This window comes from Ehrlichia muris AS145 (genome assembly GCF_000508225.1).
GTDB lineage: Bacteria > Pseudomonadota > Alphaproteobacteria > Rickettsiales > Anaplasmataceae > Ehrlichia > Ehrlichia muris.
The window spans coordinates 513,715-526,437 of the sequence record NC_023063.1 but is presented as its reverse complement, the minus strand read 5'-3'; the positions used below and the strand labels follow the sequence as shown (position 1 = coordinate 526,437).

11 protein-coding genes and 1 tRNA gene are annotated in these 12,723 nt (G+C 28.3%); 7 read left to right on the top strand and 5 right to left on the bottom strand.

The annotated features are described in order from the left end of the window. Window positions 1-117: 117 nt before the first annotated feature. A complete protein-coding gene (gene hpf, locus MR76_RS01995; RefSeq protein WP_024072026.1) occupies window positions 118-705 on the bottom strand; it encodes a ribosome hibernation-promoting factor, HPF/YfiA family in 588 nt (195 codons plus the stop codon). A gap of 114 nt (window positions 706-819) precedes the next feature. On the opposite strand from hpf, the gene MR76_RS01990 reads away from it, so the two are divergent. Next, entirely contained in the window at window positions 820-1,704 is an 885-nt protein-coding gene (locus MR76_RS01990; protein ID WP_024072025.1) for an RNA polymerase factor sigma-32, read from the top strand. A gap of 405 nt (window positions 1,705-2,109) precedes the next feature. On the opposite strand, the gene ykgO is transcribed toward MR76_RS01990, so the two are convergent. Further along, entirely contained in the window at window positions 2,110-2,238 is a 129-nt protein-coding gene (gene ykgO, locus MR76_RS01985; RefSeq protein WP_011304505.1) for a type B 50S ribosomal protein L36, read from the bottom strand. A gap of 36 nt (window positions 2,239-2,274) precedes the next feature. After that, window positions 2,275-2,366, bottom strand: a tRNA-Ser gene (locus MR76_RS01980). 248 nt (window positions 2,367-2,614) lie between these two features. Between MR76_RS01980 and MR76_RS01975 the strand changes: the two genes are divergently transcribed. The 6 genes from MR76_RS01975 (at window position 2,615) to terL (ending at window position 7,206) form a co-directional block, all read left to right on the top strand. Beyond that, a complete protein-coding gene (locus MR76_RS01975) occupies window positions 2,615-2,965 on the top strand; it encodes an ECH_0659 family protein (RefSeq protein WP_024072024.1) in 351 nt (116 codons plus the stop codon). Window positions 2,966-3,012: 47 nt separating this feature from the next. Next, window positions 3,013-3,567 carry a head-tail connector protein gene (locus tag MR76_RS01970; RefSeq protein WP_024072023.1) on the top strand — a complete coding sequence of 185 codons (555 nt, stop codon included), beginning with the start codon at window positions 3,013-3,015 and terminating at the stop codon, window positions 3,565-3,567. 384 nt (window positions 3,568-3,951) lie between these two features. After that, a complete protein-coding gene (locus tag MR76_RS01960; RefSeq protein WP_024072021.1) occupies window positions 3,952-4,341 on the top strand; it encodes a phage tail tube protein in 390 nt (129 codons plus the stop codon). Window positions 4,342-4,370: 29 nt separating this feature from the next. After that, window positions 4,371-4,949, top strand: coding sequence for a hypothetical protein (locus MR76_RS01955; protein ID WP_235111314.1), 579 nt, complete (start codon window positions 4,371-4,373; stop codon window positions 4,947-4,949). A 383-nt stretch (window positions 4,950-5,332) separates the two neighbouring features. Next, complete coding sequence (locus MR76_RS04950) at window positions 5,333-5,479, top strand: hypothetical protein (RefSeq protein ID WP_024072019.1); 147 nt, start codon at window positions 5,333-5,335, stop codon at window positions 5,477-5,479. A 317-nt stretch (window positions 5,480-5,796) separates the two neighbouring features. Then, window positions 5,797-7,206, top strand: a complete 1,410-nt coding sequence (terL, locus tag MR76_RS01945) for a phage terminase large subunit (protein WP_024072018.1) — start codon at window positions 5,797-5,799, stop codon at window positions 7,204-7,206. A 680-nt stretch (window positions 7,207-7,886) separates the two neighbouring features. Here terL and MR76_RS01940 read toward each other — a convergent pair. Together MR76_RS01940 and putA are read right to left on the bottom strand one after the other, a co-directional pair. Next, on the bottom strand, window positions 7,887-9,164 hold the full coding sequence (locus MR76_RS01940; RefSeq protein WP_024072017.1) for an adenosylmethionine--8-amino-7-oxononanoate transaminase: 1,278 nt from the start codon (window positions 9,162-9,164) through the stop codon (window positions 7,887-7,889). 346 nt (window positions 9,165-9,510) lie between these two features. After that, complete coding sequence (gene putA, locus MR76_RS01935) at window positions 9,511-12,642, bottom strand: bifunctional proline dehydrogenase/L-glutamate gamma-semialdehyde dehydrogenase PutA (RefSeq protein ID WP_024072014.1); 3,132 nt, start codon at window positions 12,640-12,642, stop codon at window positions 9,511-9,513. Between the last annotated feature and the right edge of the window lie 81 nt (window positions 12,643-12,723).

The window sequence follows — 12,723 nt, the reverse complement described above, 5'->3', positions numbered from 1 at the left end:
AAAATTTATAATAATGATATTTGATTAATAAATTATAATATATAAATAAATATTAATTTTTTATCACTTAATAATACATCATAAAGTAAATTTCTTTAATAAGAAAATATACTTAACTTATTTAATAGGAGATATATTTAGTGGATCTACCCATACTATATTACCGTTACTCTTAGTATATATCATATTAATTCTATTATTCTTTACATTAATAAATAAAAGAGCTGGCAAAGATAACAATTCCATTTCCATAATTGCATCACCAATAGTCATAGTTTGTATAATAACATCTTCTTCTATTACTAATGCTGAATCATCAGTGTCATGATATTTTTCCACTTTATCACTATCCAATACATACCCAAAACATCTCATCTGCGACTTTATGGAGTTTTTATTGTGACGATATTTACTAATTCTCTCACTTTTGTGTTTCTGCAACTTATCACGCAAATAATTAATAGCATTATCTATGGCATGATATGCTGTATCTGACGTTTTAGAAATTCTAATAAACTCACTCTTGACATCATTAATGCTAATTGTAGATTTAAATAAGTTTGCATCTTTAGATAAAATCATTTTCATATTGACCGTTAAGTCATTTACAAAAAATTTAGTTATATGATCTTGTACAGCATTTTCAACATAAGCTTTAATATTGTCAGTAACATCAAAGCCTCTAGCAGTAATAAATATATTCATAGTCACTCTTAAAAATTACACTGACAAATTAATACACAAAAACTCTAAAATTTACTATACATCGTTATATCACTTTGATATAATACAGGACTATAATTAAGTTCTATATATAATATGCTAACAAATTCTATATTTTCTTTAACTCAAGACAGTTTAATGTCCTATATTAATGAAGTATATGCGTTCCCTATCTTATCTCATGAAGAAGAAGATAGGTTAGCAAAAAGCTGGTATGAAAATAGAATTATTGCTGATGCCCATAGATTAGTTACTAGCCACTTAAGACTAGTAGTCAAAATTGCATTAAGCTTTAAAAATTACGAGTTACCACTTATAGAATTAATAATGGAAGGAAACATAGGGTTGATGCAAGCTGTAAAAAAATTTAACCCTACTCTTGGCTTTAGGTTATCTACTTATGCAATATGGTGGATTAAAGCTTCCATTAAAGACTATATACTTAAATCTTGGTCATGTATCAAAATTGGTACAACACAAGCACAAAGAAAGTTATTTTTTAGCTTGAGGAAAATCAAGAAAAAACTTTTTAAGTATAATAATAATAATATCACAAAAGAAGATATAAAACTGATTGCAAATGAGTGTTCAACTTCTGAACAAGAAGTAGAGCAAATGAATAGGTATTTTTCCTACAGAGACATGTCCTTAAATGAAATAGTATTCTCTAACGATAATCAAAATGGTATCGAGTTACAAGAAATCATCAAATGTGATACTCCAAATCAAGAAGATATATATCTACTAAATGAGGAATCAAATATAAAGAAGACCTTAATTGCACAGGCTTTATCAACGTTAAATACAAGATACCGCGACATATTTATTAGAAGAAGATTGGCCGAAGAACCAGATACTTTAGAAGTATTAAGCCAAGAATATAATATATCCAAGGAGAGAGTCAGGCAAATAGAAATGCATGCCTTTACTAAAATAAAAAACTTTATTGTATCTAAAAAAGAAAACTTAGGTTTATTATAAGCCAATAACTAGTCAATAAAAAGTATTACCAGCTGTTTTATTCATATTAGGAATAAATAGGCTTATGTTCCCTATAATTAGTAAGGATGTATAAAATACATAATTTATAAATCAACTTACCTTATATAAAAAAGGTCAGTATGTTAACTAATCCATATTGTTACAATAAAAACATGAGAAAAATCATTTAAAACATTAATCAAAAATATATACCGTACCAATTCTATTATTGCAGTCATTAAGCATATAACATTAGTTATGTACCTTAGACTAGCTTCTTATATAAAAGAAAGAAATACTTAACGTCAAATTAACCGATAACATCAATTCTAAAATAAGATAATCAAAAAAGCATTTATAATATTTTAAGAACAATTTCAACAAAAGTACTTAAAAAATACTTCATTAATATCCTTGTCTTGCCTTAAATCTTGGATTTTTTTTATTTATTACATAAATACGCCCCTTCCTGCGTACAATCCTACAGTCCTTATCTCTTACTTTTGCAGATTTAAGTGATCCAATAACTTTCATTTTTTTCCTATATTCAATAATACTAATATATACTTTTGGCGGAGAGAGAGGGATTCGAACCCTCGATACGATTTAAGTCGTATAACGGTTTAGCAAACCGTCGCCTTCAGCCTCTCGGCCACCTCTCCCATCAACACTTTATATTTTTACAAAATTACCTATAAAAATGCAGAACACAACACGTATTATAAAACTTACTAAGCAAATTTCAATAAATTTCTACTTATCCCCCTCAATGTTCACAACTATAACCCACAAAATTTTTTAATGTTATTCAAATAGCAATACAAAAATATTCAACCAAAATATAAATAAACTGCTTCCTTAATATTAAATCAAGTATATATAATACATCAAATACAACATTAATATTATTATGATAGAAACTTTTAATCATAGCGAAAAAATCTTCACGCAACAAAAAAAATTAGATGAATTCTCATATACAATTGACAATATCACTACAAAATACCAAATGAAATTTGAAAATAAGATGGAGGACATAACATCTAATTTTCTAACCTATTTTCAACATTCTTTAGAAAAGGAATTAATATCACTAATCAAAAAAATACACTCTCACAATTTCCAAGAACTCAATAAATATCTTATAGAACAACTATTAAACTCTAGCAGTTTAGCAAGCCTTAATAAACATGAGAAAGATACTATTGCTAAAATATTTAATAAAATTTCTCTCAGTATATTAGAGAATTTAGTCTTTTAATAAAAACCAAATATAAAAAGCCATTATCAATATAACAATGGAGTTATATGCTAGAAAATTCTATGCTGTGTATTACACGCAAAACTGTACCTACATCTCTACCTATTACCTTATCAGAAGTAAAATCTTTCTTACGTATAAATAATAACCAAGATGATATATTAATCAATAATTTGATTACTATGGCATCTGAATATGCACAATGGTATATTGAAAAGTCATTAATGAAACAAACATGGGAAATTTCCTGTAGTAGTTATATACCGAGAAAAATACAGTTACTATTTAATCCAATAATAAAAGTTAATTATGTAAAAACAATACATACAAATGGAAGTGAAGAATTTATAGATCAAAAATACTATCACGTAGATACATTACTATCATATATTTCATTCAATAAACAAATTCATGGAGATAGAATAGAAATTCTATATGAAGCAGGATATACAGACAATGCATTAATACCTGCACAAATTAGACACGGTATACTACATCATGTTGCTATATCATACAAAAACAGAGAATCAGAAAATATCAATAATCTAACTTTTATAAAAAACATATATTCTCCCTTCCGTGAACTAAAGTTAGTTTTATGACAAATATAACAAAGGAAATCTTTAACTCAATTATCAAATTATTCAAATCTAATAATAACTTAACGAATACTATAACTGATATATACGATGTTATACCCAATAAAGTATCACTACCATATATATATATATATATAAGTAACTTAAAAACACTAAATACGTTTAACAGTAATATGTTAAAAATACAACTATCATGTAAAATCTATTGTTACCAATCTAATACACTATACACAATACTAAATTTAATCACCGATCTACTAGTCAATCATAAATCTGATATACCTAATTTTGAATACGAGATTGCCCCAGAATATAGCTATAATACAAATCAGCATAATGAAATTGCATACGCACTATTAAATTTTACTATCTTAGCAAAAAAAACTCATGTCAATACAACTACAAATTAAGGATTCTAATAACTCTTTTTCCTCTTTAAATAATATAAAAAGTGTACGAATTAGCCTACATAATAAAAACGAATATATTAAAAATATTTCCTTATCAGGCTGGAAAACTGCTTTAGAGAATTCAGGGAATAAACATGTAATATTCAAGATCAATGGCATTATAGATTACTCACATGCAAATCAACTTTTACAACAATATTCTTTCAACAACGATATTATGGAACTTAAAATAATTATCAATAAAAAAGAGGTAATATCAGCAAAATGCATTGTCGAATTATATGAAAGATATTATGAGTCAAGCAATTTTGACAACTTTAATACAATCTTAACAAGCTATAAAAAAGTAATTTTTAATAATTATTAATATAATTAATATATATTTAATGCATGTTAATGATTGTAAAAATAATTACAATGCTACAGCAAAAAAAATTAATATATCAAATGATAGATAAGTGTAATAGCTATCAAAAACTCTATACAGCAGAAAAAAGAATATCTGCCCTATTAAAAATAGCACAAGATGAATCTCTGCTAGAAAACCTTTCTATAACAAAGCAAGAATCATCAAAAGAAAAAGCAGAAACTCACGTTAATCAAACACCAAATGTATTAATACTAGAAAATAATAATGAACATGAAGAGATCACAAATATTAAAAATAATATAAAATTAAAACTTAACATACTTATGTCAGTTATCGCACATAAAATGGACCCAGTACAACGTGCAGGAGAAACTGCTGAATCAAATAAAAGAGATGCAAAAAACTTTGGAAGATCAAAACAAGATTCTTCAAGTTTAACAATAGCACTACTTAAAACGATTTTAAACCAAATAAAACTTATATTAGAAGTAGCTATCACAAATCAAAAAATTGAAGATCATAAAGATATGAATATAGAACAACAACAACCATATTTACCTAATTTAGAATTCAAAAAAGATAATCAGCAAGGCAGAAGCAGATAACACGTATCAGCATAATGTAATTAGTAATCTGATTAAAATATTTAAAGATAATATAAAAATAGAAGTATAACATCTAGATTAATAAAAGATTTATATGAATATATTAATATTATGATATATCATATGTTATATATAATATGCTTTTTCCTCATAAATTAAAAATTAAAGCAATATACAACCATATTGATAAATCTGATAATATTAATCAATTATTATACATACATAAAAAATTAATTAAAATAAAAAATATTTAAATAAACAAAAAAGCTATCTAAAAATATTGATATACATAATGTAAAAAAAACACACATAAAGAATTTAAAAGAAATAATTTACAAACTTATATAAAAAAAGAAATCAAAAGAGAAGTTAAAACTTTATTAATGTCAACCATAGCTCACGAAATGGATCCAACGCAACGAGCTGGACAAACTGTGGCTTCAAACATCAGAGGAGCAAAAAAGTTTGGTAGAGATGACAAAATTAAAAAAAAATCGGTCATAAACGCAAATCAAAAAGCATGTTTTTAAAATTACTCAACTTTTTATTTCATATTATCATACCAATACCTTCATGTACATTAAATGCTAACCTTATTATACAAAATTCTATACTAAACAACTCACAACACATAATATATAACAATAATCATAAAAATTCTAAAGTTGCCAAAAAATAAACAAAAATAGATACAGAGCAACGTTTAATTAGCCAACTTCATTCGCAATTTTGATTCAGTAATATACTCCAAAATACACTTTAAAAGATTAATATTAACAATAATAGAACATACAAAAACAATACAACTAAAATAATACCAAAGTTAAAATCATCATATTCGTAAAAAATGTCTTATAATTTCTTAGATTTTCTAAAATTATGCTTTAAAACAGTATCACCAAATAATCAAATAATAAATAATTGGCATATTCAAATAATAGCAGATAGATTAGAAGCTGCTCTCAATGGAAAAATCAATCGATTAATAATTAATATGCCTCCAAGATTTATCAAATCCATATGCGTTAGCATAGCATGGCCATCATGGATCTTTGGATTAAATCCTCAAGCTAGAATTATAGTTGCAAGTTATTCTCAAATACTCAGTGAAAGATTATCCTTAGATAACCGACATATATTACAATCTGAATGGTATAAAAAACTATTTCCACATGTAATATTATCAAAAGATCAGAATACAAAACGAAAATTTCAAACAACACAAAGAGGCTATAGATTTGCAACATCAATAGGAGGAAGCATTACAGGAGAAGGTGGAGATATTTTAATTATAGATGACCCAATGAATCCTATGCAGGCATTAAGCAAAACTTATAGACAACGTGTATGTCATTGGTTTGAACAATCCTTCATGACTAGGCTAAATGATAGAAAAAACAGCATTGTTGTAATAGTAATGCATAGATTACATACAGATGATTTAACTGGATACTTACTGTCAAAAAAGACCTATAATAAATGGCATATATTATCACTCCCAATAATAGCAGAAAAGAATAATACTTTCTATTCTATTACTTCACCATGGAAATTTAAACATGGAAACAAAATAAGAAATGTTTTACATATAAGAAAAGAAGGAGATCCTCTATATAAAAAACACGGAAAAAAATACATAGAAGAATTAAAATCAGACCTTGGATCATATGCATTTGCAGCTCAATGTCAACAACGCCCAATCCATTTGTCAAGTGGCATAATAAAATACAAATGGATTCAAAGATATAGTTCCTATAATAATGAAGATAGTAATATAACTCAAAGTTGGGATACAGCATCTTCTTCTAACAAGAAAAGTAATTATAGTGTATGTACAACATGGTCTTACAAAAATAACTGCTTCTTCTTATTAGAAGTGTATAAAGTAAAACTAGAATACCAACAATTAAAACAAGAAATAATAAATTTAGCAAATCATTGGAAACCGAATGCTATACTTATAGAAAAAAAAGCAAGTGGGTTACAAATCATTCAAGAATTAAGTAGTATTAGCACAACATCTATCATAGGTATTGTTCCAACAGCTAATAAGGTAACAAGATTTTACAAAATTATTCCTATATTTGAATCTAGAAAAATATTTTTACCATATGACTCTCCATGGCTGAGTGATTTCGAACAAGAATTATTATCATTCCCAAATACACAAAACGATGATCAGATCGATAGCATGACACAATACTTGCATTGGTTTAATAACAAGATTAAAAATACTTTCACCGTTAGAGAAATATAGTTTCACAATCTACCATATGATTCCCTATAACTAGTGACCCTTTTAGAATCAGGAATCCACAACATCTCAAATATAGAAAACAATGCACTATTATACCATTAGGATGTTTATCATTAATAATATTACAAATACTTCAACATTACAGAAATATAGTTTTATAACTTACCATATGATTCCCTATAACTAGTGACCCTTTTAGAATCAGGAATCCACAACATCTCAAATATAGAAAACAATGCACTATTATACCATTAGGATGTTTATCATTAATAATATTACAAATACTTCAACATTACAGAAATATAGTTTTATAACTTACCATATGATTCCCTATAACTAGTGACCCTTTTAGAATCAGGAATCCACAACATCTCAAATATAGAAAACAATGCACTATTATACCATTAGGATGTTTATCATTAATAATATTACAAATACTTCAACATTACAGAAATATAGTTTTATAACTTACCACATGATTTTCATGATTTAACAATTTCAAATAAGTATTATCTACCTCATCTCCAAAATATAATTAAGCTAACAACACAATAGAATACTTATTTACAATAATACTACAAAATGCGCTTTTTACTGTAAAAAAAGTAATAGTAATTACATTAGATAAAAAAGTATTATATCAGCTCTTACACCATTTACGTATATATTTACCACAATAACTATATGTTGTTTTTAAGTATTATATATATTGATGTTATTAATTTAGTAAGTTCACTAGAATTAATTACAAAAGGTGGCATAACATATATTATATTATTAATAGGACGTATCCACACATTTAATTCAACTCCTTTACTTATAATATCATTTTTATTAATTAAGCCACTTTCTAACTCTATTATCCCAGTTGCACCTTTCACTCTAATATCAGTCACATAACTTAGTTGTCTAAATATTTCTAATTCTGATCTTAGTTGATTTTCAATTAAAGTAACATTTTGTATTAAATCCTGATTTTCAAAAAGATCAAGTGAAGCATTTGCTGCAGCACAAGCTAAAGCATTTGCCATAAAAGTTGGACCATGCATAAAAGCATCATTTATATTATCTGATAAAAATGCATTATAAACCTCCTGCGTAGTTAAAGTTGCAGATAATGTACAAAATCCACCTGTCAATGCTTTCCCAATGACCATAATATCTGGAACAATATCTGCTTGATTACATCCAAACATAGTCCCAATCCTACCAAAACCTGTAGCCACTTCATCTGCTATAAATAATATGTTGTTATTTTTTGCAATATCATAAATCTTTCTTACAGTACTTGCAGAATGAATTAACATCCCACCTGCTGCTTGCAAGATCGGCTCTAAAATTATAGCAGCAACACAATCTTTTATAGAAGATATTGTATTTGTAAAACTCTCAATTTCCTCTTCAGTATGAGGTAAGGGCAAAATGTACTGTAAAGGGTGATACTTTTTGAATTTGGTACCATGAATCTTTCCAGGATCAGATATTGACATACAACCCATTGTATCCCCATGATATCCATTAACAAAAGATATAAAACTACATTTGTTCACATTGCCCAAATTTTGGTGATATTGCACTGCCATTTTCATAGCAACTTCAACAGCAGTTGACCCAGAATCTGAAAAGAAAACTCTACTCATTCCCTGTTTTGGAGCAATTTTGACAAGTCGAGATGCTAGAATATAACTTTGTTCATGTGCTAATCCAGAAAACATAACATGAGATAATTTAGCAACTTGATCTTGAATCTTTTGAACAATATGTGGATGAGAATACCCATGACACACACTCCACCAACTAGATATACCATCAAGTAACTTTGTACCATCCTCCAATGTTATATAACATCCACTAGCAGACTTTACCTTTAATGGTAGAGGCGAATTTTTCATTTGTGTATAAGGCATCCAAATATTTTGATATCCCTCATCAAACCATGTATAAAAATTAGTATGCATAAATATTTACAGTAATTGATTAAAAAAATCATAGATAAAAAGGTACACCTACATATATATTATAGTTATTATCTAATTAAACTAATCACGTACCTACTTAATCACAAGCCTAAATAAATACAATAAGCACAAACAGAATTAGATCATTATAAAAATAATACTATGACCTAAATCTCAGGTCATTCATACTTTCCAGGAGATAGGATATTCTTATCTTAACAGAAAATCTATGTAAATATACGTACCTACCAAAACCGTAACATTTATGTTTCTAGTCAATATTACTCACACAAATATTCCTACAAATCAAGATAGAACAATGTAATGATATGTTCTACTAAATCATCTAATCAGTTAAACACATTAAGGAAGTGTTTCCACCCAAAGCTGTAGTATTAATACTTACCACTTTTTCTGTTAGGAATCTATGTAAATAATATGGACCACCTGCTTTAGGACCAGTACCAGATAATCCTTGTCCACCAAAAGGTTGCACCCCTACTACTGCTCCAACTTGATTTCTATTTACATAAACATTTCCAACATTTATCTTATCAATAATATTATCAATGTTACTTTGCACCCTACTCTGCACAGCAAATGTTAACCCATATCCTGTACTATTGATCTCATTCAAAATTTTATGTAAATTTTCTTTCTTATAACGGATTATATGTAATATTGGACCAAATACTTCTCTCTTTAACTGAGATATACTTTGTATCTCATATGCACACGGAGCAAAGAAATAACCTTTTTTACAATCTTCTCCTAACTTAACTTTACATAATAATTTTGCCTCTTGTGACATCTTGTTTTCATGAGACATTAACATTTCTTGCGATGGCTTATCTATTACTGGCCCTATATCTGTATTTAACAACATAGGATCTCCTATGACCAAACTTTCCATAGCACCACAAATCATTTCAATTTGTTTATCTGCCACTTCTTCTTGCACAAATAATACCCTTAACGCTGAACATCTTTGTCCAGCACTTTTAAATGCTGATGTTATAACATCATTTGTAACTTGCTCTATTAATGCAGAAGTATCAGTTATCATGGTATTTAAACCACCTGTTTCAGCTATGAATGGAATAATACCACCTTCTTTTTGTGCAATAGACTGATTAATTATGCTAGCTGTCTCTGTTGAACCAGTAAATGCTACCCCACCTATTTTCTCATTTTTTAATAATACTTCTCCTAATTCTTTACCATGACCTAATAATAAGTGTAAAACTTCTTTCGGCACCCCAGCATCATACAATAACTTTACTGTTTCATATGCAATGATAGAAGTTTGCTCAGCAGGTTTTGCAAGTACAGTATTTCCAGTAACTAATGCTGCAGCAATAGGACCAATAAATATTGCTAAGGGGAAATTCCAAGGAGATATACACACAAATACCCCTCTACTTTTGAAATAAAGATAATTATCTTCTCCTACAGGACCAGGTAATTTTTTTGACTGCTCTAATTCTTGCCTCCCAAGAAGTGCATAATAACGTAAGAAGTCAACGGCTTCTCTTACCTCTGCAATAGCGTCAGAAATAACTTTACCCCCTTCTCTGATAAGTAGTGTTATTAACTTTGCTTTATTCTCTTCTAGTAAATTAGCTGCTTTTTCTAGTATAGCAGCACGAGTAGAAACTGGAATATTAGACCATTCTTCAAACGCATCATATGCTATACCTAAGGCTGATAGTGCTTGTGTAGGATCTGCAAACAATACTTCTCCTATAACATCCTCAGAATTCGTTGGAGAAAATACTTCCTTAAAACTACCATCTAGCTCTTCTCCCCCTATAATTGGAGCTGCTCTAAACTTGCAAGTTTGATAATTTTTCATTTCTTCATTAAAACTTGCTAAAGTAACAGAATCAGTAATATCAATACCCATAGAATTAAGTCTATCAGGCCCAAATATGTCCTTTGGTAATGCTATATTAGGATGAGGTAAATATTCTAACGCTTTTGCTTTTTCTAATGGATCTTCTATTAACTGTTCCAGTGACACATTACTATCATTTAACTGGTTAATAAATGAACTATTTGCTCCATTTTCTAATAATCTTCTAATCAAATAAGGAAGTAAATCCTGATAACTTCCAACAGGAGCATAAACTCTACACTTAACATTTGCTGCTAATTCTTGCGTTACATATTCATATAAACTAGCTCCCATACCGTGCAATCTTTGAAATTCAAACCCTGGATGATCCTTATTTGCCATTTCTAATATTGCAGCCAATGTATAAGCATTATGTGTAGCAAAACATGGAGAAAAAGTATTTGGCTTACTTAAAATTTTGTTTGCACATGCTAAATATGACACATCAGTATACACCTTTCTTGTAAATACTGGATAACTACTTAAACCTAACTCTTGAGCATTCTTTATTTCATAATCCCAGTATGCACCTTTTACAAGCCTCAGCATCATTTTATGATGAGATCTAACTGATATATCTTCCACAAAATCTAACACTGAAAATGCTCTTTTTTGATACGCTTGTACAGCTAATCCTAGACCTTCCCATCCATTCAAACTACTATCAAATCGCAATTTTTCAAGTATCATTAATGATATTTCTAATCTACTTGCTTCTTCTGCATCAACACATACACGAATGTTATGATCTTTTGCCAATCTACATATTTGCAATAATTTATCTACTATCTCATCTAATACTTCATCGATTTGTGAAAACTCATATCTATTATGTAATGCAGATATTTTGACTGATATCTCATCATAATCTATTAAATTTCCTGTTTCATTAACAATTTTAGACTTTCCTATACTTTCTACCGCTGCCATATATTCAGTAAAATATCTTTCTGCATCTTTTCTAGTTTTTGCAGCTTCCCCTAATATATCAAATGAATATAACTCACCTGCTTTTCTATTGTTAAGTGCTTCTATTATATCTCTTCCCTTTATAAAATGTTTGCCCAAGATACACATTGCTTGCCGCACTGCCTTTCTAATTATAGGCTCACCCATTGTTTTCAATAAATTATTTATAGCACCAAATAATCGAGTACTATCACTACTATCTTTTAATACTCTTCCACCTATAAATAAACCCCATGTTGCTGCATTAACAAATATTGATGAAGAACTACCTATATGATTACTCCACATACTGTTTCCTATCTTATCTTTTATTAAATCATTTATGGTGCAATCATCTGGTATTCTTAATAAAGACTCTGCTAAACACATAAGAGCTATGCCTTCTTCATTTGATAAGCCATACTCTTGCATAAAAGCATCTATTATACCTAAATTTCTATCTACTCTTATTCTTTCTATTATTTGTTTTGCAACACTATAAATCCTAATTTTAGAATCTTGTGATATTTCTGTTTTCTCTGTCAAATACCTTATATAACTATTTTCTTCTGTACGATACAACATCTGCATACGTCTACGTATTTCATTCGGCGCTTGTAATGCACTTATCATTTCTCATATCTCCCATTAATACTTATACTTGCTACAGCAACATATTAGTTAACAACTAGAATATTTAATCAACCCTATTAT

Coding starts and splice junctions, on each gene's coding strand:
- ykgO (WP_011304505.1), bottom strand. CDS start 2,238: ATGAAAGTTATTGGATCACTTAAATCTGCAAAAGTAAGAGATAAGGAC.
- MR76_RS04950 (WP_024072019.1), top strand. CDS start 5,333: ATGTCAACCATAGCTCACGAAATGGATCCAACGCAACGAGCTGGACAA.
- terL (WP_024072018.1), top strand. CDS start 5,797: ATGTCTTATAATTTCTTAGATTTTCTAAAATTATGCTTTAAAACAGTA.
- MR76_RS01990 (WP_024072025.1), top strand. CDS start 820: ATGCTAACAAATTCTATATTTTCTTTAACTCAAGACAGTTTAATGTCC.
- MR76_RS01975 (WP_024072024.1), top strand. CDS start 2,615: ATGATAGAAACTTTTAATCATAGCGAAAAAATCTTCACGCAACAAAAA.
- MR76_RS01955 (WP_235111314.1), top strand. CDS start 4,371: ATGATTGTAAAAATAATTACAATGCTACAGCAAAAAAAATTAATATAT.
- hpf (WP_024072026.1), bottom strand. CDS start 705: ATGAATATATTTATTACTGCTAGAGGCTTTGATGTTACTGACAATATT.
- MR76_RS01970 (WP_024072023.1), top strand. CDS start 3,013: ATGCTAGAAAATTCTATGCTGTGTATTACACGCAAAACTGTACCTACA.
- MR76_RS01960 (WP_024072021.1), top strand. CDS start 3,952: ATGTCAATACAACTACAAATTAAGGATTCTAATAACTCTTTTTCCTCT.
- MR76_RS01940 (WP_024072017.1), bottom strand. CDS start 9,164: ATGCATACTAATTTTTATACATGGTTTGATGAGGGATATCAAAATATT.
- putA (WP_024072014.1), bottom strand. CDS start 12,642: ATGATAAGTGCATTACAAGCGCCGAATGAAATACGTAGACGTATGCAG.